Source organism: Ruegeria sp. CF5 (genome assembly GCF_056537325.1).
The window spans coordinates 1-21,453 of the sequence record NZ_JBQFRI010000015.1 but is presented as its reverse complement, the minus strand read 5'-3'; the positions used below and the strand labels follow the sequence as shown (position 1 = coordinate 21,453).

General features: G+C 59.3%; 22 protein-coding genes. 14 read left to right on the top strand and 8 right to left on the bottom strand.

What is annotated here, in order from left to right; translation table 11 throughout:
• Positions 1 to 20 precede the first annotated feature (20 nt).
• Positions 21 to 872, top strand: coding sequence for a methylated-DNA--[protein]-cysteine S-methyltransferase (locus ACR0NW_RS22320; RefSeq protein WP_480452952.1), 852 nt, complete (start codon positions 21 to 23; stop codon positions 870 to 872).
• On the opposite strand, the gene ACR0NW_RS22315 is transcribed toward ACR0NW_RS22320, so the two are convergent.
• Positions 869 to 1,045, bottom strand: a complete 177-nt coding sequence (locus tag ACR0NW_RS22315) for a hypothetical protein (RefSeq protein WP_480452954.1) — start codon at positions 1,043 to 1,045, stop codon at positions 869 to 871. The genes ACR0NW_RS22320 and ACR0NW_RS22315 overlap by 4 nt on opposite strands.
• Before the next feature lie 109 nt (positions 1,046 to 1,154).
• Here ACR0NW_RS22315 and ACR0NW_RS22310 point away from each other — a divergent pair, with 109 nt between their 5' ends.
• From ACR0NW_RS22310 to ACR0NW_RS22295, 4 genes are all read left to right on the top strand, one after another.
• Positions 1,155 to 1,847 (top strand): helix-turn-helix transcriptional regulator, encoded by a 693-nt coding sequence (locus ACR0NW_RS22310; protein WP_480452955.1) that lies wholly within the window; start codon positions 1,155 to 1,157, stop codon positions 1,845 to 1,847.
• Positions 1,848 to 1,977: 130 nt separating this feature from the next.
• Entirely contained in the window at positions 1,978 to 2,649 is a 672-nt protein-coding gene (locus tag ACR0NW_RS22305) for a YiaD family glycine zipper/OmpA-like lipoprotein (protein WP_480452957.1), read from the top strand.
• A 136-nt stretch (positions 2,650 to 2,785) separates the two neighbouring features.
• Positions 2,786 to 3,328: an NADPH-dependent FMN reductase gene (locus ACR0NW_RS22300; RefSeq protein ID WP_480452958.1), complete on the top strand. Its 543-nt coding sequence runs from the start codon at positions 2,786 to 2,788 to the stop codon at positions 3,326 to 3,328.
• 46 nt (positions 3,329 to 3,374) lie between these two features.
• Positions 3,375 to 4,181 carry an HTD2 family dehydratase gene (locus ACR0NW_RS22295; RefSeq protein ID WP_480452959.1) on the top strand — a complete coding sequence of 269 codons (807 nt, stop codon included), beginning with the start codon at positions 3,375 to 3,377 and terminating at the stop codon, positions 4,179 to 4,181.
• Here the strand turns inward: ACR0NW_RS22295 and ACR0NW_RS22290 are convergent.
• Positions 4,173 to 5,207 (bottom strand): NAD(P)/FAD-dependent oxidoreductase, encoded by a 1,035-nt coding sequence (locus tag ACR0NW_RS22290; RefSeq protein ID WP_480452961.1) that lies wholly within the window; start codon positions 5,205 to 5,207, stop codon positions 4,173 to 4,175. The genes ACR0NW_RS22295 and ACR0NW_RS22290 overlap by 9 nt on opposite strands.
• A 55-nt stretch (positions 5,208 to 5,262) precedes the next feature.
• Between ACR0NW_RS22290 and mnmC2 the strand changes: the two genes are divergently transcribed.
• Both mnmC2 and ACR0NW_RS22280 read left to right on the top strand, forming a co-directional pair.
• Positions 5,263 to 5,928: a tRNA (5-methylaminomethyl-2-thiouridine)(34)-methyltransferase MnmC2 gene (gene mnmC2 / locus ACR0NW_RS22285; RefSeq protein WP_480452963.1), complete on the top strand. Its 666-nt coding sequence runs from the start codon at positions 5,263 to 5,265 to the stop codon at positions 5,926 to 5,928.
• A gap of 35 nt (positions 5,929 to 5,963) precedes the next feature.
• Positions 5,964 to 6,794, top strand: a complete 831-nt coding sequence (locus ACR0NW_RS22280) for a DMT family transporter (protein ID WP_170656354.1) — start codon at positions 5,964 to 5,966, stop codon at positions 6,792 to 6,794.
• On the opposite strand, the gene ACR0NW_RS22275 is transcribed toward ACR0NW_RS22280, so the two are convergent.
• Entirely contained in the window at positions 6,768 to 8,741 is a 1,974-nt protein-coding gene (locus tag ACR0NW_RS22275) for a lytic transglycosylase domain-containing protein (RefSeq protein WP_480452964.1), read from the bottom strand. The two genes, ACR0NW_RS22280 and ACR0NW_RS22275, sit on opposite strands and share 27 nt — an antisense overlap.
• Positions 8,742 to 8,877: 136 nt before the next feature.
• On the opposite strand from ACR0NW_RS22275, the gene dapA reads away from it, so the two are divergent.
• From dapA to ACR0NW_RS22240, 7 genes are all read left to right on the top strand, one after another.
• Positions 8,878 to 9,750, top strand: coding sequence for a 4-hydroxy-tetrahydrodipicolinate synthase (gene dapA, locus ACR0NW_RS22270; RefSeq protein WP_480452966.1), 873 nt, complete (start codon positions 8,878 to 8,880; stop codon positions 9,748 to 9,750).
• A gap of 264 nt (positions 9,751 to 10,014) precedes the next feature.
• Positions 10,015 to 10,479 carry a phosphate-starvation-inducible PsiE family protein gene (locus ACR0NW_RS22265; protein WP_480452968.1) on the top strand — a complete coding sequence of 155 codons (465 nt, stop codon included), beginning with the start codon at positions 10,015 to 10,017 and terminating at the stop codon, positions 10,477 to 10,479.
• Between the two features lie 462 nt (positions 10,480 to 10,941).
• Positions 10,942 to 11,532, top strand: a complete 591-nt coding sequence (locus ACR0NW_RS22260; RefSeq protein ID WP_480452969.1) for a TetR/AcrR family transcriptional regulator — start codon at positions 10,942 to 10,944, stop codon at positions 11,530 to 11,532.
• A complete protein-coding gene (locus ACR0NW_RS22255; RefSeq protein ID WP_480452971.1) occupies positions 11,529 to 11,792 on the top strand; it encodes a hypothetical protein in 264 nt (87 codons plus the stop codon). Before ACR0NW_RS22260 ends, ACR0NW_RS22255 begins: the two co-directional genes overlap by 4 nt.
• A 6-nt stretch (positions 11,793 to 11,798) precedes the next feature.
• Positions 11,799 to 12,959: an aromatic ring-hydroxylating oxygenase subunit alpha gene (locus ACR0NW_RS22250; RefSeq protein ID WP_480791952.1), complete on the top strand. Its 1,161-nt coding sequence runs from the start codon at positions 11,799 to 11,801 to the stop codon at positions 12,957 to 12,959.
• Positions 12,960 to 12,981: 22 nt separating this feature from the next.
• Entirely contained in the window at positions 12,982 to 13,467 is a 486-nt protein-coding gene (locus tag ACR0NW_RS22245; protein ID WP_480452974.1) for a hypothetical protein, read from the top strand.
• 9 nt (positions 13,468 to 13,476) lie between these two features.
• Complete coding sequence (locus ACR0NW_RS22240) at positions 13,477 to 14,535, top strand: 2Fe-2S iron-sulfur cluster-binding protein (RefSeq protein WP_480452976.1); 1,059 nt, start codon at positions 13,477 to 13,479, stop codon at positions 14,533 to 14,535.
• Positions 14,536 to 14,619: 84 nt separating this feature from the next.
• Here ACR0NW_RS22240 and ACR0NW_RS22235 read toward each other — a convergent pair whose 3' ends face one another.
• The 5 genes from ACR0NW_RS22235 to pta form a co-directional block, all read right to left on the bottom strand.
• Complete coding sequence (locus tag ACR0NW_RS22235; protein ID WP_480452978.1) at positions 14,620 to 15,489, bottom strand: dimethyl sulfoxide reductase anchor subunit family protein; 870 nt, start codon at positions 15,487 to 15,489, stop codon at positions 14,620 to 14,622.
• Positions 15,489 to 16,253: a 4Fe-4S dicluster domain-containing protein gene (locus tag ACR0NW_RS22230; protein WP_480452979.1), complete on the bottom strand. Its 765-nt coding sequence runs from the start codon at positions 16,251 to 16,253 to the stop codon at positions 15,489 to 15,491. The genes ACR0NW_RS22235 and ACR0NW_RS22230 overlap by 1 nt, the downstream gene beginning before the upstream one ends.
• 108 nt (positions 16,254 to 16,361) lie before the next feature.
• The gene (locus ACR0NW_RS22225) at positions 16,362 to 19,184 is read right to left on the bottom strand and encodes a molybdopterin oxidoreductase family protein (RefSeq protein WP_480452980.1); all 2,823 of its coding nucleotides are present in this window, start codon (positions 19,182 to 19,184) and stop codon (positions 16,362 to 16,364) included.
• Positions 19,185 to 19,211: 27 nt separating this feature from the next.
• On the bottom strand, positions 19,212 to 20,243 hold the full coding sequence (locus ACR0NW_RS22220; protein WP_480452982.1) for a YeiH family protein: 1,032 nt from the start codon (positions 20,241 to 20,243) through the stop codon (positions 19,212 to 19,214).
• A gap of 55 nt (positions 20,244 to 20,298) precedes the next feature.
• Positions 20,299 to 21,306, bottom strand: coding sequence for a phosphate acetyltransferase (pta, locus tag ACR0NW_RS22215; protein WP_480452983.1), 1,008 nt, complete (start codon positions 21,304 to 21,306; stop codon positions 20,299 to 20,301).
• Between the last annotated feature and the right edge of the window lie 147 nt (positions 21,307 to 21,453).

Genomic DNA, 21,453 nt, shown 5'->3' with positions numbered 1-21,453 from the left:
GGAAGCAGATGAGGTTAGTCATGAACGTCCAGAACTCGGAAAACGGTTATCACTACAACGTCATGCGCCGGGCGATCGACCTGATCGACCAGGGCGGCGAAACCCTGTCGCTGGATGAGCTGGCGCGCCAGATGGACATGAGCCCCGCGCATTTCCAGCGTCTGTTCTCCCGCTGGACCGGGGTTTCCCCGAAGCGCTATCAGCAATATCTGACACTGGGTCACGCCAAGGCGTTGCTGCGTGAACGGTTCACGACGCTGGAAACCGCACACAATGTCGGCCTGTCCGGTAGCGGCCGCCTGCATGACCTTTTCATCCGCTGGGAAGCGATGAGCCCCGGAGAATACGCCCGCAAAGGGGCCGAGCTGATAATCTATTGGGGCTGGTTCGAAAGTCCCTTTGGGCCGGCTTTGGTCATGGGCACGGACAAAGGGATTTGTGGCATCGCGTTCAGTGCCGAAACAGGCGAGGAACCCGCGATGGAGGATATGCTGTCCCGCTGGCCCAATGCAGAGTTCGTCGAAGATCCGATGCGCCTGCGCCCATGGGTCCTCAGCGCCTTCGGTGCTGCCAGCGACCGGCTGGAACCCACGCCCCTCTACCTCATCGGAGCGCCGCTGCAGATCAAGGTTTGGGAGGCATTGCTGCATATTCCATCCGGCAACGTAACAACCTATTCCGAAATCGCTCAGGTCGTGGGTGCGCCGCAGGCCGTTCGCGCTGTGGGAACGGCTGTTGGGCGCAACCCCATCAGTTGGCTGATCCCCTGCCACCGCGCCTTGCGCAAGTCCGGGGGATTGGGCGGCTATCACTGGGGCCTGCCTGTCAAACGCGCCATGCTGGCTTATGAGGCCGCGCGGGCCGAAGGCTAGGCCTGCGTGCGCCGCCAGAAAGGCGACAGCAGGAATTTCCGCCTGCGTCGAACGATTCTTGGCGACTTCTTTGCCGCCAGTTCCCGCTCGATCTCATAGGCGCGCAGGGGGCGGCCCTGCGACCAGCGATCCAATTGCAGGGCCATCAGGGTTTGGTGATCTCGGCTGGGCATCTCGGGTCTCCTTCACAAGATTCGGGATAACCCACATTCGGACAACACCCCTGACACCACGGTGTCAGTAGCATGTGCTAAAGTGTCAGCAGGTCCTTTGGAGAGTCACATGCGCCGGTCCACACGTTTGTTCGAAATCATCCAGATCCTGCGCGCCGCAGACGGGCCGGTGACAGCCGAAAGGCTGGCCGAACAGCTTGAGGTGTCCGTGCGCACGATCTATCGCGACATCACAGCGCTTCAGGCGCAGCGCACGCCGATCGAGGGCGAGGCAGGACTGGGCTATGTGATGCGTCGGGGGTATGATCTGCCGCCACTGAATTTTGACGCGGAAGAGGTCGAGGCGCTTTGGGTCGGCCTGTCGATGCTGGCACGAACCGGGGACAGCGCCCTGCAACAGGCGGCTGACCGGGTGTGCCAGAAGATCGAGGCGCTGCACGTTCCTGCCAACTGGCTTCAGGTCGCACCTTGGGGCGCACCCGCTGACGATCCGGTTCAGGGCTGCGTGTCCATCGCCATGCTGCGCAGCGCGATCCGGGAAGAGCGGAAGCTGCGGCTGAGCTATGGCAACGCAGAGGGCGAACGGACCGAGCGCGTGGTGCGCCCGGTGGCGCTGATTTATCATCTGGAATGCACGATGCTTGCCGGCTGGTGCGAGATGCGCAGTGCCTTTCGTCATTTCCGCGTGGACCGCATCTGGCAGTGCGACCCGCTGGATGCCTATTTTTCGGGCCTTGGCGAACCATTGCGCGCGGTCTGGCAAGAGCAGAACAGGTGGGATGAGCCCGCTGAATGGGCCTGAGCCTGCCTATTTGGGCGGGTATTTGCCGATATCACCCGATTGTTGCTTGAGCCCGGACTCGGCACAGGTGTTATAATGCGGCCAACGAAGCAAGCCCGGTGAACGGGCATTTGGAGCAGAAGGTGATTCCATGACGATTTCCAAGTTTGTTCTGGCGGGCGGGCTATGCTCGGCCATGGTTCTGGGGGCGTGTACGGACCCGGGCACACTGACGGTGCAGAACGACCCGAACCAGAACACCAAGCAAGGCGCATTGATTGGCGGGCTCATAGGGGCTGGTGTCGGTGCCATTGCGAATAATTCCAACCCGGGACTGGGCGCATTGGCCGGTGCAGCCATTGGTGCGGCTGGTGGGGGTGCCATCGGCAACCAGCTGGACCGACAAGCCGCCGAGCTGCGCCAGCAACTGGCCAATGACGGGATCACCATCGTCAATGCGGGTGACCGCCTGATCGTCACCGTTCCCAACGACATCACCTTCGACACCGACAGCGCCACGGTGCGCCCTGCGTTGCGGTCTGATCTGGTGAAAGTTGGTCAGAACCTCGTGAACTATCCAAATTCGAACGTTCAGATCATCGGGCATACGGACAGTGATGGCGAAGCATCCTACAATCTGGGTCTGTCGGAGCGCCGCGCCAATGCCGTGGCCGATATTCTGCAGGCAAACGGCGTCAGCTATTCCCGCATCGCGACGATTGGTCAGGGCGAGAACAATCCGATCGCGTCCAACCTGACGCCAGAGGGCAAGGCCCAGAACCGACGGGTTGAGATTGTGGTTGTGCCAAGTGGCAACACCTGATCCCTACCGGATATTCAAAAAAGGGCCGCTATGTGCGGCCCTTTTTCGTTGTGCACATTGACTGCGCGTCAACCGGGGTTTGGTCGCGCGGCACGCCGGGGTAAACAGGTGCAACACAAGACGGAGCTTTCCCCAAATGTCCGAACCGATCCTTCTGGGCCTGTCCGGCTCGCTGCGCCAATCCGCCACCAACCGCAAACTTCTGCGCGAAGCGGCGCGGCTGTTCGAACCCGGCCAGTTCATCGAGGCCGATCTGAACCTGCCGCTTTTTGACGGTGATGTGGAAGAAGCCGAAGGGATCCCGGCCGCGGTCCAGACATTGGCCGATCAGATCGCAGGCGCCCATGCCGTGATCATTTCGACCCCAGAATATAACAAAGGCCCATCCGGGGTCCTGAAAAACGCGCTGGATTGGGTCAGCCGGACCAAGGGCCGCCCGTGGGCCGACAAGCCGGTGGCCGTCATGTCCGCTGCAGCGGGCCGCGCGGGCGGTGAGCGGGCGCAGATGATCCTGCGCGCCTACATGGTTCCGTTTCAGCCCAGAATTCTGCAAGGCCCGGAAATCCACCTTGCAAACAGCTCCAATGAGTTCGAAGCAGATGGGCGACTGGCAAGCGATCGCTATGAAGAAGCGTTGCGGGCACTGATGCAAAAGCTTCGGGCCGAGGCCGGATTCTGATCGGTCGCCGCTTGTTCGCCAGTTGCGCGCAACCTAGGGTACGGACATGACAGAAACGGTTGAAAAGCAGGGCGACGTGATGGACCCGGCCCGCGCCGCCGCATTTCAGGTGGCGATGGGTCAGCAGGCGACGATTGCGACCGGGTCGGCACTGCCGCCGTTCTTTCACCAGCTTTATTTCTGGACACCGCGCCCGCCTGCAGGTCTGGGCCGTGACGGACATCCCCGGGTAGGCGGCGGGCTGATCCCCGATATGGGATTGCCGCGCCGGATGTGGGCGGGAGGCAAGCTGGAGTTTCATGAGCCTTTGCGCGCCGGGATACATGCGGAACGGCGGTCGGTACTGGAAAGCGCACAGTCGAAAACCGGCCGCACCGGACCGTTGGCCTTTGTCAGACTTCGGCACGACATCTGGCAGGAAAATACCCTCAGGCTGAGCGAATGGCAGGATCTTGTCTATCGCGAAGACCCTTCGGCTGAAATGCCCCGACCGAAAGCTCCGATGGCGCGCACCGACGAAACAGACCGGCGGGATGTAGAGTTCGATTCCACGCTTCTGTTCCGGTATTCGGCGCTGACATTCAACGGGCACCGGATACATTACGATCTGGATTACGCGCGCGATGTCGAAGGATATGGCGGTCTGGTGGTTCACGGCCCCCTGCTTGCGCAACACCTTATGCTGCTGGCCGAGGATGTTCTGGGCCCGTTGTCCGGATTTTCGTTCCGCGCGTCTTCACCGCTGATGCATTTTGAAACGGCCAGTTTTTGTCGCAACGGTCAGGCGCTCTGGGTGCGTGGACCGGACGGGCGGCAATGTATGGAGGCAGTGGCGGTTCCGATATCAGAGTGACGCCTCGGGGCGGAATTCTTCGGGGATCGCGTCACGGTTTTCCAGCATCAGGTCAGCCATGACCTCAGCAATTTTCGGAGCCATGCCAAACCCGATCTTGAAACCGCCATTTGCAATGAATTGCCTGGGATGCAGCGGATGCTCTCCCAACATCGGCGCGCGACTTTTTGTTCGGGGGCGGACGCCAGCCCATCGCTCAATCACTTCGGACCCGTGCAGCACCGGCACCGCTCGCATTGCGCGATCGATCACGTCATCCAGCGCCGCGTCGGTGGCAGAGGGATCGTCATATTCGCGCTCCGACGTGGAGCCGATGGCCAATGTACCATCAGCATGCGGCACGATGTGGATCGCGTCCGCGAAAAGCTGCGGCACCTCACCGGCGTCAAATCGCAATAGTGCCGCCTGTCCCTTAACCCCGTTGCCGACTGTTTTCCCAAAGGCCCGGCTGAGCTCCTGCAGCCCGGCAAGCCCGGTTGCGTGAACAACCCGGCCCTGATCGGGCGCGTCCTGCACGACATCGATCCCCATGACGGCCAGCGCGGCAACCAAAGCGGCGCAAGCACGCCGGGGGTGCATCCGCGCGGTCAGGGTATCGTGTATGACGTATCCGGTCGGGCTGGGAGGGCACCATGCGCCTACCTTATCGGTGGGAACCACCCGCCATTCGGCCTGTCCCTGCCACAGATCGCGCGCCGTGTCCTGACGCGCCCGCGCCAGATCCAGAGTGCGCACATCCGGGATAGGTTGCAGGCGTCCCGACCGGGCATATCCGGGCGAAACGCCGCCGGTGGCCTCGACCTGTTTCCAGAAGGGTTCGGCCATAAGAAGACTGTCGAACTGGAACGCTTTCTTGGCATTCCAGTTTTCGGGCACATGCGGTGCCAGCGCCCCGACCAAACCGTTGCTGGAACCCGACCCGGGTCCAAAAGGATCGACAACCTGAACCTTTGCGCCGCGTCGTGCGCAGGTCCAGGCGATGGACAGGCCGAAAATCCCCGCACCGCGAACCGTCACATCGACCATTGCCAATCCCCTTTTCCTTGTTCAGTGTCGCGCCGCCTAGCTACAGGAATTACCCATGGCAGACCAGCGTGCCAGATTGACATGGACTGATGACAAAGTGCCCGTGTCCGAGCGTTTTGACGATCCGTATTTCTCGCTCCAGAACGGATTGGAGGAAACACGGCATGTCTTTCTTGCAGGCAATGACCTGCCAAACCGTTTTGCGCCGGGATTCCGGATTGCCGAGCTGGGTTTCGGTACCGGCCTGAACATGCTGACTGTTTGGTCCGAGTGGGAAAAGTCCGGCCAGCAGGGCGCGCTGTCTTTCACCAGTTTCGAAGCCTTTCCGATGGAGCCCGCAGATATGGCCCGAGCGCTGGCGGCTTTTCCAGAGCTCGGCCCGTGGATCGACCGGTTTCTCGCCGGTTGGCAGTGCAGCAGCTGCGATCTGGGAACTTTGCACCTGACTGTCATCGAAGGCGATGCACGCGAAACTCTTGCGCACTGGCAGGGTAAAGCCGATGCGTGGTTTCTGGACGGGTTCTCACCCGCGAAGAACCCCGAGCTTTGGCAAGCGGATCTGTTGCGCGAAGTGGCTGATCACACTGCGCCCACTGGCACTGCTGCCACATATACGGCAGCCGGTTTTGTTCGCCGCGGGCTGGAAGATGCGGGATTCTCCGTCTCGCGCAGTCCCGGCTATGGCCGCAAACGGCACATGACGCGGGCGGTCAAAGCGTGACGCAAAAGAACAACATCCCGGCCGGCATCGCGCTGATGATCGCGGCCACCATCGTCTTTGCGTTGCAGGACGGTATCTCGCGCCATCTGGCGGGCACCTACAACACCTACATGGTTGTGATGATCCGCTATTGGTTCTTTGCGGCCTTCGTCATTGCGCTGGCCGCGCGGGCGCCGGGTGGGCTGCGTGCCGCGGCACATACCAGCCAATTGCCGCTTCAGGTGTTTCGGGGCGTGTTGCTGGCAGGCGAAATCTGTGTTGCGGTTTTCAGTTTCACCATTCTTGGCCTGATCGAAAGTCAGGCGGTGTTCATCTGCTATCCGTTGCTGGTTGCGGCGCTAAGCGGCCCGGTACTGGGCGAAACGGTCGGCTGGCGGCGCTGGCTGGCGATCGGTGTCGGTTGCGTAGGTGTCCTTATCATTCTTCAGCCGGGTATGGGGGTGTTCAACCCGTGGGCAATCGTGCCGCTGATTTCGGCCCTGATGTTTGCGCTTTATGGTCTGCTGACCCGCTATGCCGCCCGGCGTGACAGTACGGCGACCAGTTTCTTCTGGACGGGCGTTTCCGGGGCGGTGGCCATGACCGCCATCGGGCTTTGGTTCTGGGAACCGATGGAAGGACGCGACTGGTACTGGATGGCGCTGCTGTGCGTTACAGGTGTTCTTGGGCACTGGCTGCTTATCAAGTGTTACGAAATGGCCGAGGCAAGCGCGGTTCAGCCCTTTGCCTATTTTCATCTGATGTGGAGCGCCATTCTGGGCATCACGATATTCGACGAAACACTGCGCCCGGCGGTGGTCGCCGGGACGGCCCTGATCGTGTCCGCTGGGCTGTTTACCCTATGGCGCGAACGCCTGAAGCGTTGAGCCGGTCAGCTCTTGCGAAAACGGTACCGGAAGCGCCGGCTTGCCAAGGCGGGCACGATAAACCGGCAGGCTTTCTGCCACGCGCATCACGTAGTTCCGGGTTTCGGAAAAAGGGATGTATTCGATCCAGTCGATCATATCGACTTGACCCGCCCGAGGGTCGCCAAAGCGGTCCATCCACGAAATCGGCCGCCGGGGCCCGGCGTTGTAACCGGCCGCCATCATGATGACGTTGCCGTTGAAATCGGCGGCAAGGCCAGACAGGTAATTGGCCCCCAGTTTCGCGTTGTAGCGCCAGTCCGACGTCAGGCGCCCGGTCTGATGTCCGCTGAGAATGCCCAGATCCTGCGCAACAACCTTGGCCGTCGCAGGCATCACCTGCATCAGCCCGCGTGCGCCAGCGCCGCTGATGACGACCGGGTCGAATTCACTTTCGCGGCGGGCAATGGCCAGCGTCATTTCCTTAGCCATCGGCAAGCCCAGATCGGCAACCGGATGCACAGGATAATAAGCGGCAGGCAGCACCGTTCCCGTCCGTGCCGCGCGCTTGGCGATCATGACCGCCAGATGCGGCTGATTCAGTTCAAGCACAAGGTCGCCCAACTGCGCCGCCTGATCCTGATCGAGGTCTTCCACCAGATGCGTCAGGAAACGTTCCGCCTGATCACGCTCCCCTGCGCGCAGCAACAACAATCCGGCCTCCAACACGCTGGAATCGGCAAAGCCCGCCTGTTTCCAGTGCGCAGCGCGCCGCGGGTTGGCCAGTTCCGGATCGAAGGGACGGCCAATCTGTTCGGCGGCAAGCAGGCCATAGAACGACGTCTGATGGTCAGCACCCATTGCGTAGGCATCATAGGCTTTGTCCGAATCTCCAAGCGCGGCATAGGCCCGGCCCAGCCAGTATCCACCCCGCCCCTTCGAAATCGGAGACTGCACCGCATCCGAGAAATTCTGAAAGTGACGGACTGCCGTGGCCGGGTCGTTCAGACGTCGCAGTGCCAGAAACCCCGACAGCCATTCCAGATCGGCGTAACCATAGCCCATTTCGGGGGTCATGTGGTGGGAGGACGCGACCTTGTAGGCGCGTGCGGGCGCGCCGTTGCGCATTTCAAGCCGCGCCAGACGCCGACGCCCCTCGGCCCACTTTTCCGGCTCGCCCAGAGAATCGGGCCCGGTTGACCGTTCCAGCATCAGGTCGATGGCGCTGTCGTCCAGCTCTTTTCGGTCACGCCAGACAAAGCGGTCAAAGGCCAGCCCCGGCGCATTCATCAGTGATTTGGGAACCGCCGCAATCCTTGTATCCACGCCGGGTTCGCGTTCCTGCAACGCAAGCCGCGCCTCGGCCAGTTTGCGCTGATCGGCACTGACCAGAGGCAACATTCGTCTGGCGCTGACCCGATGGCCGTCCCAGAGCATTCTGTCCAACCGCGCTTCGTGATGCGGTTTCAACAGCTTGCCGAAGTTCTCCAGATAATCCTGCTGCAATCCGCTGCCCATCGCCATGGTGCGCCAGGCCATGACGATATCGGCCTCTGCATCACCGCGATTGCCCTTGGCCATCAGGGCGACCGCGTGGTTCAATGCCCCTTCAGCTGTCTGTGGCGGGTTGTCCGCGTAGAATTTGATCACCCGGTCCGGATCGGCATTGGTAAAGGCGGGCTCGCTTTTGCGGCGCAGCCAGGCCAGACCCGGCCAGTCCGGCCTGCGCTCCAGAAACACCAGAACATCGCCGGAACTGCCGAATCCCTCGCGTAGCCAGTGCCAGACGATGATGTCGCGCGAAACGGAACCGCGGTTGCCCGCCACCCTCAATGCCTCGTTCCAGTCGCCCTTGCGCATTTGCGCCATGGCCGCCCGAAGGTCGTCGGCAGAGTCGGCTTTGGCATCCGGCGCGGTAAGCGCAGAGCAGAGAATCACTGTGATCAGAAGCGACAGAATGCGTGTCATCCCTTGCATTTCCCAACAAACCAAGGATACAGCCACTCAGGATAAACTTTGCGTCGCGGGGATCAACCGGGAAACCTGATCGCAGGGATTTATTGCGTACCATGACTGTTCACATTTGCTTTAAGGAGCGACTTCCATGTTCACAGGCTCTATGCCAGCCCTCGTCACCCCGTTCCGCAACGGCGAGCTGGACCTGGATACGCTCAAACACCTGGTGGAGTGGCAGATCGAAGAAGGATCGACCGGTCTGGTTCCCGTCGGTACCACCGGCGAAAGTCCGACGCTGAGCCATGAAGAGCACGAGACTGTGGTCGAAGAGGTGGTAAAAGCCGCCGCAGGTCGCGTTCCGGTTATCGCGGGCGCCGGGTCCAACAATACGGTCGAGGCGGTCCGGTTCGTTCAGTTCGCCAAAAAGATCGGTGCCGATGCGGCTTTGGTTGTGACGCCGTATTACAACAAGCCGACGCAGGGGGGCATGATCGCCCATTTCAGCACGCTTCATGATTGTGCCGACATTCCGATCATCATCTACAACATTCCCGGCCGGTCGGTTGTCGACATGACGCCTGCAACCATGGGCGAGCTGGCCAAGCTGCCGCGTATCGTCGGTGTGAAAGACGCAACCGGGGATCTGGCCCGCGTCAGCCAGCAGCGTGCAACTTGTGGCAAGGATTTCTGCCAGCTTTCGGGCGAGGACGCGACGGCGCTGGGCTTTAACGCGCACGGCGGTGTCGGCTGTATCTCGGTGACCGCAAACGTTGCGCCGAAACTGTGTGCGGAATTCCAGCAGGCGACGCTGGCAGGGGACTATACCAAGGCGCTTGAACTTCAGGACCGCCTGATGCCGCTGCACGAGGCGATCTTTATCGAACCGGGTCTGGTTGGCGCAAAATACGCACTCAGCAAGCTGGGGCGTTGCAGCGAAGAAGTCCGCTCGCCGCTTGTTGGATTGGAAGACAGCACCAAGACTGTAATCGACGCCGCAATGGCACATGCCGGGCTGATCTGAACCTAGACAGGCCCCAACTGAAAATTGGCGGCTTTCTGTTCGGGCAAGCCGCTTACCGGAAATGTTGCTGATCGCGTGCTTGCAGGCACGTGATCAGTAATGCCTCAATGACCGGAATGAGGTCATCCAGCCGTTTTAACGATCAAAAAACCGGCCTAGAAAAATATATCCATTTCATGAGAGAGTTCCGTCAATGCCGACGAGGGCGATGCATTTGCGTGAAAACCATCACGCGGACGAACGGATACGGAATTGGAGATGACAGTGAGTGGCGAAGATAGCAAACCCGTCCCGGCACATGTGGAACTAGATCCCCATCACGAAGATGCAATCGTTCGGTGGTGTAACCGCATGATCCGCCACGGTGTCAGAGCATTGTCAGTGCTGATGCTCGGGATCATTCTTCTGGCTATAATCGACGCCGGTTTCACTACATATCAGAAGTTTATGGAACCACCTCTTTACATATTGGAGGTCAGTGACCTTCTCGCGGTTTTCAGTGCTGTGTTGGTCGTTCTTATCGCGATCGAGATCTATACAAATATCACTCTCTATCTGACCGCCGACGTCATCCACATCAAGCTTGTTGTAGCGACAGCACTGATGGCGGTCGCCCGGAAAATCATCACGCTCGACGACAAAAGCTTGGAACCTCAGTACTTTCTCGGCTACGCAGCCATCGGCCTGGCTTTGGGCGTAACGTACTGGCTTATTGAAAGAAAACCGTGAACCGGACCGCTTGGTCACTTCCAACGATCCGATGAAGCTGTTCGCAGAACATTAAACAGTTGTCTGATCCGCACGGGCGACCCAAATTAAATTCTGACCACACCGTATGGTAACCGGATGTCGTCGATAGACATCCTAGTGCCTGATACTAAGCAGGGCAGCTTTGCTGCGCTCACCCACCCTGTGAAATGCCCCCCTCGCAGAGATCTGCGAGGGCGCCCGCATTGGGGGGACGTAGCTGCACTGCGCGCTGCGTTTGACCTTACAACACTTTTGTTAAGCGGCGTTCCGGTTCGGAGTGCTGCCGTTTTTTTTGTCCGAATTCTAAAAGCCGTTGGGGGCTTTGATTGAAACGAAACAGCATCGGGAAAGCTGGGTGCTCAGTTCGAAAATATAAATTGTCACTGTTGACAATAAACCTCCGATAGTTATTTGTCAGGTGTGACAATAAACGGAGCAGAGATGCCCAGACCTTCTTTAAAAGATCAGCGATCCGCCGAGATTCTTGACGCCTATCTGACGTGTGTCGCACGGTTTGGATTGGAAGGCGCCACGCAGGAGCGCATTGCGATCGAGGCCGGGGTAAAGCGCCCTTTGTTGCGTCATTATCTGGGCAACCGAGATGAAATGTTCGCGGCGTTGACCGACCATGTTCTTGCCGGGTTCGAGCATTCGGTAACCCGGCTGAACGATACTTTGGGGGCAGATGCCACACCGGCCGATCTGGTAAATCTTCTGTTTGCCGAAGACACTACAACCGATCCACGGCTGATGCTGTCATATCAGGCCTTGGTGACGTCCGTTCCCGACCGGCCTGATTTGCGTCAGCGGCTGCTGGATAGTTTGCAGGACTTTTTTGACGTGATCGAAGCGGTGCTGAGACGCGCGGCGCCAACAGCGCCCGAAGATAAAATACGAGCTGTCGCTCAGGGGATTTCCGCAGTTTTTGTAAACTTGGACTCGTTGTCTCCTCTGGACCCGCCGATGTCATGGCGCAGTGACTTGAAGCTGGCTGCTTCATTGCTGGCGTCCAGTCTGGAGGCAGATCAATGAGCCGCTCCCGCGCGATCAACTACGTTGCCTTGCCGGTTCTGCTGACGGCAACCTTTCTGGGCATCTACTGGATCTGGGGCCTGCTGTTTGTATGGTGGGTGGTTCCGACGATCCTGAACGGGCAGGCCTTTCTGGTCATGGAAATCAACCGGGACGAAGACCCGTTCCTGTTTTGGGCCATCGTTGCCCTCTGGGCTGTTCTGGGTCTGATGATGGTCCTGGCCAGCTTGTTTCCCCAATACGCATATCTGCTCATCTGAGGTGAAATGATGACCAAAATGTATCACCGACTTCCGGTCGACGCCTATACGTCGCAAGATTGGTTCGATCAGGAGCAACGCCTGATCTTTTCCCGAACCTGGCGTTTCGCCGGCTTTGCCGAAGATATTCCGGAGCCGGGACATTACCTGTCCGTGCAGGCTGGATTGAACAATCTGTTTATCGTCATGGGCCGCGATCACCGGTTGCGCGCTTTTCACAATATCTGTCGCCACCGGGGGACGCAGTTGATCCGGGCGGTGGGAAAAACTCAAAAGGCGCTGACCTGCCCTTATCATGACTGGACTTACGATCTTGAAGGCAACCTGATTTCCGTTCCCGACGAGGCGACCGAGTATCCGGGGGGCGTCGACAAATCCTGCCTTGGCCTCAAGCCCGCAAGTGTCGATGTCTGGCGGGGTATGCTGTTCGTGCATCCCGACGCGGATGCGCCCACGCTGGCCGAATGGTTTGGAGAGGTTGATCCGCTTTTGGGGCCACACCGACCCGAACAGCTTGTCGAATACCCGGAAACGCGGAACGCTTATGAAATCAAGGCCAACTGGAAGATCGTCGTCGAGAATTACATCGACGTTTATCACCTGAGCCACCTGCATTCGAACACCCTTTACATGTACGACCATGCCAAGGCCGAATACGGATGGAAGGGACCTCACTATCATTTCTGGGAGCCCCCTTCGTCCGAGTATGGCGAAAACCTCGAGAATAATCTGCCAACCCCGCGTGTTATTCCTGAACCTCATGTCGGGGCGTGGGTGCCGATGCTGTTCCCCGGCATTGGCTTTGGTGCAAGCGAAGACAGTTGGAACCTGTTTCTGATAACGCCGCTGGCCCCTGATCTGACGCGGGTCGAAAACCGCACCAAGGTCGCGAACGTATCGGGATGGGAGTTTCAGAAACAGCAGTGGAAAAGTCAGGGTTTCTGGAAAAGCTTCGGCGGGGCCAAGTATCAGGAAGGCGACTCCACCGGAGACCAGGACCCAATGAGTTCAGGCGACTTCACGACCGAGGATATCTATGCCTGCGAGCAACAACAGAAATCCCTCGGAAGTCCATATTTCGAGGTTGGTCCGGCTGCAAAAGGTGAAAGCCCCATAACCAACCATCAGCAAGCCGTGCTGGATTTCATGCAGCGTGGCGATGGCTGACGTAAGTTTCGGAGGAACGACTATGAAGCCATTTCAGGCAACCTGCCTTGGGATTGTCCTGTCTGCGGGGCTGGCACTGACTGCAGTCGCGAAGACACCGCAAGACCTTGTCCAACGTTACCTGGCTGTGCAGGAGACCGGTGCTGCTGATGCAACTTGGCGGGATTGGCACCCGGAAGCCACCCATACAATCACGATCAAATATGGGTTGGGACAGCCCGATGACCGCTTTTCATATGTGATCGCGGACTATGCGACGCTGCCCGATCCTGAGACGGACCCGGTGCTGGCTGAGGCGATGCAGGGATATCAGGAGATCGAGCGTTCCGCGCCGCAAATCACAACGGCCGCACATGACGATGGGACCCGTGTCACCGCCACAACGCAAGTCAGCTATACTTGGCAGGACTTCGAAGGAACCATGGTTCAGACCGATGAGTTTTTCATTCTGTCCTATTTCGGCGCTTCGGTGATCCGCTCGCTGAACACAACTTTTGATTATCGGTAAGAGGGTCAGATGAGCCGCGATTTTCACGCCCTGACAATATGCGACATTCATCCGGAAATTGGCGGCGCCGCCACGAATGTCACATTTGACGTCCCGCCTGAGGTTACCGGGCAGTTCGAATGGCATGCAGGCCAGCACCTGACCTTGCGGTTCAATATCCGGGGGCAGGAACATCGGCGCAGTTATACGATTTCAAACCCGCCTGGCGCACCGCTGCGCATTACGGCAAAGCGGGTCCGCGATGGTCTGGTGTCGAACCATATTGCTGACAAGCTTTCCCCTGGTGATGTGATTGACGTGATGCCGCCATTTGGCACCTTCATGTTGCAGCCGGGAACGCTTGCCCGGCGATCTCATTACTTCATCGGGGCTGGCAGTGGCATCACGCCGCTATTTTCCATGATCAACGCAGTATTGGCCAAAGAACCGCATTCTGCGGCGCATCTGATCTATGGCAACGCGAATGCGGACAGCATCATCTTTCGGTCAGAGCTGGACCAACTGCAGGAAAAGCATCCCGAGCGGTTTTCGGTCCGTCATGTCTTGTCCGCGCCGTCAATGTGGAGCTGGTTTTCACCGTGGAAAACGGGCCGGATTGACGCCGAGGCGATTCAGCAGGCTTTGTCCGAGGCCCGCCCGGTTGCGCAGGATGCTCAATACTGGATCTGTGGCCCGGACGGGATGAACCAAGATGTGAAGTTGGCACTCATGAACCTTGATGTGCCGGCAAACCGGATTCACATGGAAAGCTTTGGTGGTTCTACCGAAAGTGATACCAGCGTCGCTGGCGTGGCCGCCAGCGCGCGCGTCGTTCTTAACGGACAGTCTCATGAAATACCCGTTGCTGCCGGGCAAACCGTTCTTGAAGCGGCGCGTTCAGCGGGGCTGACACCACCGTTCAGTTGCCAGTCCGGTGTGTGCGGTGCCTGCGTGGCCCGTTTGTCGGATGGCAAGGTCCATATGCGCAACCGGATGGCCCTGGAAGACGATGAAATTTCCCGGGGGCAGATCCTCACTTGCCAGAGTGTCGCGACCGAAGAGCGGCTGACAGTTCTGTTCGACGACTAGGTCAGAGCAGCGATGCAGGGCAACTGTTGACCCGGGTCTCCATCAGCTCTGCTTTGAATGTACAGAAAAGTGCCGGGGCGTCCTTCATTTCCCGTAGTACAACCTTACGGCATGTTCGGCCTGTGCAAAGAACAGCCAGCGCGAAACGGCGACCCCTGCAAGGTGCGACGCCACCGCGAACAGTGCGGTGATATGATGGAAAGGCAGCAACAGCAGGATGACGGGGACCACGAATGCAAGGACAAACGATATGATCCGCAGTTTTGCGGCATGTTTCCTGCCGACCACATGGACGAATTCGCGCAGCAGGTAATTGGTGCCTGTATGCGGCGGCTCAAATGCCCGAACCTTGCCGCGCGCGCCCAAGCCCGTAGCTGTCCCCAGATCGGTTCCGGAGCCCGAGAATGCCTGATCCCCCAGTTTCCAGTAGGCCAGCTGGATCAGCGCCGCGATCACCAGCAAAACCAGTGCGACCCGGATCTGCCCTGCCAACAAAGCGCCACCGGCGAGGCTGAAGGACAGGAACATGGCCGGAGTCAGCTTCATGCTCCAGCGCGGTATGGTCTTTAGCTGTGTGTAGATCATCGAGGTGGTGAAAACGGTCGCGATGGATAGCAGTGATCCAACCACGCCCAGAACACCCCAGCGCGCGTCCAGAAAAATGGTGCCGATCGCGTAAAGCCCCATGACGATCAGTGCGAGGACTGCACACCACCCCTCGCGCGAGAGCCAGCTGGAGCGCCATTGGGTAAAGGCTTTCATCGCTCTTTCAGGATGGCCCAGATGAAAGGTCGATGCCAGAAGCCCACCCACCGCCAGCGCGTAGGCGATGGCGAAGAATACAAAGGCGACCCAGCCCGACACTGCCGGAAAGCCAAGGCCCAGAAAGAACAGCAGGCCAAACCCCAGTCCCGAAAAGGTGGTGAAGAGGATGACGGAAGGTGCGGGATGCATCAGGCGTTACCTCCGGGCAGTTTGTCGAGTGCCTTGTCCAGCCAGTTCAGGAACCCTTTGGGCTCGTCCGCCACCGGGGCGAGCAGAGGTGCAAGAACGTCAGTTTGATCTTCGATCCTGTCCTTGGGACGGGGCGGCAGGTACTTGTTGACCGGCTTTGTGCCCATTTCGGGCATCAGGTCCATGCCGCCGCGTTCTGCGACCAGTTTCGACACGTCGCTGTCGGGGTCGCCCAGATCGCCGAAATGGCGCGCACCCGCCGGGCAGGTGCGGACGCAGGAGGGGATACGATCCACTTCGGGAAGGTTCTCGTTATAGATCCGGTCGACGCAGAGCGTGCATTTTTTCATCACCCCTTCGGCCAGATCGAGTTCACGCGCACCATAAGGGCAGGACCAGGCGCAAAGGCCGCAGCCGATGCAGTCGCTTTCGTTGACCAGTACGATCCCGTCCTCGACCCGCTTGTAGCTTGCACCGGTCGGGCAGACGGTGACGCAGGGTGCGTCCTCGCAATGAAGGCAGGATTTGGGGAAGTGAATAAGTTGTGCGGGGCCATCAGGGGGTTGCACCTCGTAGGAATGAACCCGGTTGAGGAAAGTGCCTGAGGGGTTCGCGCCATAGGCATCCTGATCCGACAGAGGCGCGCCGTAGTTTTCGGTGTTCCAGCCTTTGCAGGAGATCACGCAGGCGTGGCATCCGACACAGGTATCCAGGTCGATGACCAGGCCCATTTTACGTTCGGTGGAATTCGGTAGCTGGGTCATGTCAGTGAACCTCTGCTTTTTGGGGCAGGGAAGGGGCCAGCCCCCTCTTGAGCCTGTGGCTCAATTCACCCACGGAGTATTTCTGGCCAGATGAAGAATGGTTCAATGTCATTTGCCCACCTTCCACGCGAGGTTTTCGGGGCCATGGCCAACTGGAGAGTTGATGGGGGGGAATTCAGGTTGGCTTTCCGTCATCTCATCCGGATTGGCGGCTTTTTCGATTTTGACCTTCAGATCGAACCATGCGGCCTGACCGGTGATCGGGTCTGAATTGGCCCAACGCAGCCCGTCTCCTTTGGGGGGCAGCAATTCGTGGATCAGGTGGTTCAACAGGAAGCCTTTGGTTGCTTCGGGTGCGTCCTCCTGCAGGGCCCATGCGCCTTTGCGTTTGCCAATGGCATTCCACGTCCAGACGGTGTTGTCGTTGAGCGCCGCCATTTCCATCACGGGCACGGTGATTTCCCCGTGTGGCGAGGTCACCTTGGCCCAGTCTCCGTCCTTTAGCCCGTGTTCGCGCATCAGTTTGGTTGGCACATATAGCGGATTGCGCCCATGCAGCTGCCGAAGCCAGGCGTTCTGTGTGCCCCAGGAATGGTACATGGCCATCGGGCGCTGGGTGAGTGCGTTGACGGTGAAGCCGTCGTTGCCGGTCTGGTCGGTTTCGTACCAGATTGGCAGTGGGTCCATTGTTTCGCTGATGCGCGCGCGCAGGTGATCGGGGGGTTGCCGTTCACCGTGGCCTTCGGCTGCCAACTGAAATTTGCGCATCGGTTCCACGTAAAGCTGGAACAGGTAGGGTTGCGGGCTGTCATAGATACCCATACCCACGGCCCAGTCCTGATAAGCTGTATTCCAGGGTTTATAGTAATCCGCCCCCTCGGGAATGTGCGCCACATAGAACCCGCCGTTTTCGATATAGCGGTTCAGCTGGTCAGGGTTCACTTCGCCCCGGCCTTCCTTGTTACCGTCTTCACCCCGGAAGCCCGCAAGCGGGCCAATGCCCGGTTTGCGCTCGTGATTGACGATGTAGTCGGCGTAGTCTTTCCATTTCGGGCTACCGTCCTGATGGGTGAAACCGGGCAGTTGCATCCGGTTGGCCAGTTCGATCAGAACCGATTGAAAACCCCGCACATCGCGATCCGGTTCGATCACCGGCCAGCGGATTGCGTCGGCGGCTGCATCGGCCTCGCAGATCGGCCGATCCAGCAGGGAAATGCAGTCATGGCGTTCGAGATACGTGGTGTCGGGCAGGATCAGATCGGCATAGGCCACCATTTCCGAACTGTAGGCATCGGAGTAGATGATGCGCGGTATCACATAGCCGCCATCGTCATCGCGGGCCGTCAGCATCTCGGTCACACCTTTGGTGTTCATCGACGAGTTCCACGACATGTTGGCCATGTACATGAACAGTGTGTCGATCTTGTAGGGGTCACCGGCATAGGCGTTGGAAATCACCATATGCATCAACCCGTGGGCCGACATCGGATTTTCCCAAGTAAAGGCCTTGTCGATGCGCGAGGGGCTTCCGTCCTCTTTCAGGGCCAGATGCTCGGGCCCCCGAACAAAGCCCAGATGCGGTCCTTCCAGTGGGCGGCCCGGTCGGCCGTTGCTGTGGGGGGTGGGGTGTGCCTCGACCGGTTTGGGATAGGGCGGTTTGAAGCGGAAGCCGCCGGGAACCTCGACCGTGCCCAGCAGTATCTGAAGCACGTGCAGCGCGCGGCAGGTCTGAAATCCGTTGGCGTGGGCCGAAATACCGCGCATGGCGTGGAAGCTGACGGGGCGGCCCGTCATCTTGTCGTGCTTTTCGCCGCGAAAGTCAGTCCATTCCTGATCCAGCTCAAACGCTTCATCGAAGGCGACGCGGGCCAATTCCGCAGCGATGGCGCGAATTTTGCTTGCTGGTATCCCGCACTTTTCCGCAATCGCTTCCGGAGCGTATTCGTCGCTGAGATAGCGTTCGGCCATCATATGAAAAACCGGCCTGTGCGTTACTCCGTCTTTCTCGTAGGTGGCCGACAAATCGGGGCGCACGCCGGGCTTGTCAAAGGCAGTCAGCTGTTTGGTCGCGCGGTCGATTACCAGCGGCTTGCCGTCCTCATCACGCAGAAACAGGCCCTTTTCCGGTCCGTCCCCGGCGTTCACAAGCACCGGAGCATTTGTGTAGCGGCTAAGGTATTCCAGATCGATCCTGCCCGCTTTCATCAGAACATGGATCAGGGACAGAATGAACAACCCATCGGTTCCGGGCGTAATCCCAACCCAGTCATCCGCGACAGCGTTATAGCCGGACCGGATCGGATTCACCCCGATTACCTTGGCACCACGCTTTTTGATTTTCCCGATGCCCATTTTGATCGGGTTGGAATCGTGGTCTTCGGCAACGCCGAACAACATGAACAGCTTTGTGTGTTCCCAATCGGGCTGGCCGAACTCCCAGAATGCGCCGCCCATTGTGTAAATTCCTGCAGCCGCCATGTTGACGGAACAGAACCCGCCGTGGGCCGCATAGTTGGGCGTGCCGAAATTCTGAGCCCAGAACGATGTAAAGCTCTGCGACTGATCGCGCCCTGTGAAAAAGGCCAGTTTTTCAGGCGCGGTTTCGTGCAACTCATTAAGCCAGCCAACCGCCGTGCTCAGCGCTTCGTCCCACGAAATTTCCCGGAATTCGCCCGATCCGCGCGGCCCCACCCGTTTCAGCGGCGCTTTCAGGCGCGACGGGGCGTTGACCTGCATGATGCCTGCGCTGCCCTTGGCGCACAGAACGCCCTTGTTTACCGGATGGTCGCGATTACCCTCGATATAGGCGACCTTGCCATCCTTCATATGCACATTGATACCGCATCGGCAGGCGCACATGTAGCAGGTGGTGCGCCGGATTTCGTCCGAAACTTTGGGCGATGTGTCGATCTTCGGTTGCTGGATGGTCATCTGGCGTCCTTCTGTCGGGGCGGGGTCTCAGGTCAGGAAGGTAATTCCCGCAAGTATCACTCCGGCAATGAAAAGTGTTTCAACAATGATCAGGGCGATGGCCGCGCCTCCGACCGACAGTACCTGTTTGAGATTGGTTTTCATACCGACGGCGGCAATTGCGATCAGCAGCAGCCATCGCGAGGCCTGGCTGAGCATTTCAGTGACAAATGGCGGGATCAGCCCAAACGAACTGATGGTGGCCAGCACCAGAAAGCCGATAACGAATCCCGGCAGGATCGGTGGTCTTTGGCCCGTTTCATCCATATCGGCAAAGTTGCGGATGATCAGTGATGCCACAAGAACCACCGGGGCCAGCATCGCGACCCGGAACAGTTTGACCAGTGTCGCGGTGTCGCCGGTCTGTTCCGAGATTGAAAAGCCCGCGCCAACCACCTGTGCGACATCGTGGATCGTGCCGCCAAGGAACACGCCGCCTGCGATGTCATTCATGCCCAGCGACCGAACAAGAATGGGATAAGCGATCATTGCAATCGTCGAAAGAACCGTCACGCCAAGAACAGTGAATATCAGACGCTCTTCCGATCGTTCGTCCTTTGGCAGAATGGCGCTGATCGCCATGGCCGCCGATGCGCCGCAGATGGCGACGGACCCGGCGGTGAGAAAGGCAAATCGCCACTTGTGCCCAAAGAACCGGGCAACCAGCAATCCAAATCCGATGGTTGCAAGCACCCCACCGACTACCAGTGCAATCAGGTCCCAACCCAGCCCCATCATCAGGTTCATCGATACACGCACGCCAAGCAGGGCAACGCCCAGCCTCAGCAGCGTGCGGGCCGAAAAGCCGATTCCTTCGACGGCCTTGCCATCTTCGCTCAGAAAGCTGACCGCGATGCCCAGCAGCAGGGCCAGCAGCATGGCGGGCGTCGCATAGTGTTCGGACAGGAACTTGGCGGTTATGGCGACAATCACCGAGACGATGATGCCGGGGAACAGAACGCGGATACGCTCTTTTGTCAGTTTGGCCAGGTGTCCCGATTGGGTGGTCGCTGCAGCCATTGCGGTCAGACTTTCCTTTTCTGCCCGGCCGTTTTGCGTGCCGGGACAAATCGAATTACGTGTTTGATGCCTGCAGGATCGTGACGGCGATCATCTGTGTCACATCCTCGGCACTGCAGCCGCGCGACAGGTCGTTGGCTGGTTTCGCCAATCCCTGCAGCACTGGACCGATAGCGGAATATCCCCCCAGACGCTGGGTGATCTTGTAGCCAATGTTGCCGGCGTCCAGATTGGGGAAGATCATGACGTTGGCCTGGCCCGCCACTGGCGATCCCGGGGATTTGCGGTCGCCGACCGAAGGGACGAAGGCCGCGTCGAACTGCAACTCGCCATCAACCTCCAGATCGGGGTTGTTTGCCTTAACAAGGCCAGTTGCCTCGGTCACCTTGTCCACCGCGGGATGTCTGGCGCTTCCTTTGGTGGAAAAGCTCAACATTGCGATCTTCGGCTCAACCTGCAGCAAGGCCCGGGCGGATTGCGCCGAGGCGGTCGAGATGGCCGCCAGTTCACCGGCGTTTGGGTCGATGACCAGCCCGCAATCCGAATAGAGCATCGCCCGGGCGCCTTCTGGTGCTTCCGCAGGCGGGTACATAAGAAAGAACGACGACACCATGCCGGCATCGGGCGCCATTCCAATGACCTGAATGGCAGTGCGCACTACGTCGCCCGTGGTGTGGAGAGCGCCGCCGACCGTCCCGATGGCATGGCCCAGCCGTACAAGCATTGCGGCATAGACCAGCGGTGTTTCAGCGGCCTTGCGCGCGGCGGTTTCATCCACGCCCTTGTGCTTGCGCAAGGCGTGATATTCGGCGGCGAATACCCCAGTCAAAGGTGACGATGCGGGATCGTGGATTTCGATGCCGTCACCGGCCTCTGTACCTTCGGCAGACAGCGCGGCCTCGATTTCGGCCTGCGCGCCAACCAGAATAATATCGGCCAATCCGGCCTTTTTTGCGGCCAGCGCCCCCGCGACAATGCGGGGATCGCTGCCTTCACTCATTGCAACGACAGGGCGGGTGTCCGGGGCGCGTTCGCGCAACAGCTCGATCGGTGTTTTGGTCATGCGTCCCGGTCCTTTACCCTATTGTTTACTGGGCGTTCATGTCGTTGGCGCTGACGCCTGCGACTGCGACGGGTTTTTTCATGGCGTCGCGGCGGAAGGGTTCGCCCAGTTCCTGGTTGATCAGCGCCTCGATCAGGGTGGTGATGC

Bases quoted from the DNA above. Each gene is read 5' to 3' on its own strand.
- ACR0NW_RS22305 (WP_480452957.1), top strand. From the start codon at position 1,978: ATGACGATTTCCAAGTTTGTTCTGGCGGGCGGGCTATGCTCGGCCATG.
- ACR0NW_RS22300 (WP_480452958.1), top strand. From the start codon at position 2,786: ATGTCCGAACCGATCCTTCTGGGCCTGTCCGGCTCGCTGCGCCAATCC.
- ACR0NW_RS22320 (WP_480452952.1), top strand. From the start codon at position 21: ATGAACGTCCAGAACTCGGAAAACGGTTATCACTACAACGTCATGCGC.
- ACR0NW_RS22245 (WP_480452974.1), top strand. From the start codon at position 12,982: ATGAAGCCATTTCAGGCAACCTGCCTTGGGATTGTCCTGTCTGCGGGG.
- mnmC2 (WP_480452963.1), top strand. From the start codon at position 5,263: ATGGCAGACCAGCGTGCCAGATTGACATGGACTGATGACAAAGTGCCC.
- ACR0NW_RS22315 (WP_480452954.1), bottom strand. From the start codon at position 1,045: ATGCCCAGCCGAGATCACCAAACCCTGATGGCCCTGCAATTGGATCGC.
- ACR0NW_RS22255 (WP_480452971.1), top strand. From the start codon at position 11,529: ATGAGCCGCTCCCGCGCGATCAACTACGTTGCCTTGCCGGTTCTGCTG.
- ACR0NW_RS22235 (WP_480452978.1), bottom strand. From the start codon at position 15,489: ATGCATCCCGCACCTTCCGTCATCCTCTTCACCACCTTTTCGGGACTG.
- ACR0NW_RS22240 (WP_480452976.1), top strand. From the start codon at position 13,477: ATGAGCCGCGATTTTCACGCCCTGACAATATGCGACATTCATCCGGAA.
- ACR0NW_RS22280 (WP_170656354.1), top strand. From the start codon at position 5,964: ATGATCGCGGCCACCATCGTCTTTGCGTTGCAGGACGGTATCTCGCGC.
- ACR0NW_RS22230 (WP_480452979.1), bottom strand. From the start codon at position 16,253: ATGACCCAGCTACCGAATTCCACCGAACGTAAAATGGGCCTGGTCATC.
- ACR0NW_RS22275 (WP_480452964.1), bottom strand. From the start codon at position 8,741: ATGACACGCATTCTGTCGCTTCTGATCACAGTGATTCTCTGCTCTGCG.
- ACR0NW_RS22220 (WP_480452982.1), bottom strand. From the start codon at position 20,243: ATGGCTGCAGCGACCACCCAATCGGGACACCTGGCCAAACTGACAAAA.
- ACR0NW_RS22225 (WP_480452980.1), bottom strand. From the start codon at position 19,184: ATGACCATCCAGCAACCGAAGATCGACACATCGCCCAAAGTTTCGGAC.
- ACR0NW_RS22295 (WP_480452959.1), top strand. From the start codon at position 3,375: ATGACAGAAACGGTTGAAAAGCAGGGCGACGTGATGGACCCGGCCCGC.
- ACR0NW_RS22260 (WP_480452969.1), top strand. From the start codon at position 10,942: ATGCCCAGACCTTCTTTAAAAGATCAGCGATCCGCCGAGATTCTTGAC.
- ACR0NW_RS22250 (WP_480791952.1), top strand. From the start codon at position 11,799: ATGATGACCAAAATGTATCACCGACTTCCGGTCGACGCCTATACGTCG.
- ACR0NW_RS22290 (WP_480452961.1), bottom strand. From the start codon at position 5,207: ATGGTCGATGTGACGGTTCGCGGTGCGGGGATTTTCGGCCTGTCCATC.
- ACR0NW_RS22310 (WP_480452955.1), top strand. From the start codon at position 1,155: ATGCGCCGGTCCACACGTTTGTTCGAAATCATCCAGATCCTGCGCGCC.
- dapA (WP_480452966.1), top strand. From the start codon at position 8,878: ATGTTCACAGGCTCTATGCCAGCCCTCGTCACCCCGTTCCGCAACGGC.
- pta (WP_480452983.1), bottom strand. From the start codon at position 21,306: ATGACCAAAACACCGATCGAGCTGTTGCGCGAACGCGCCCCGGACACC.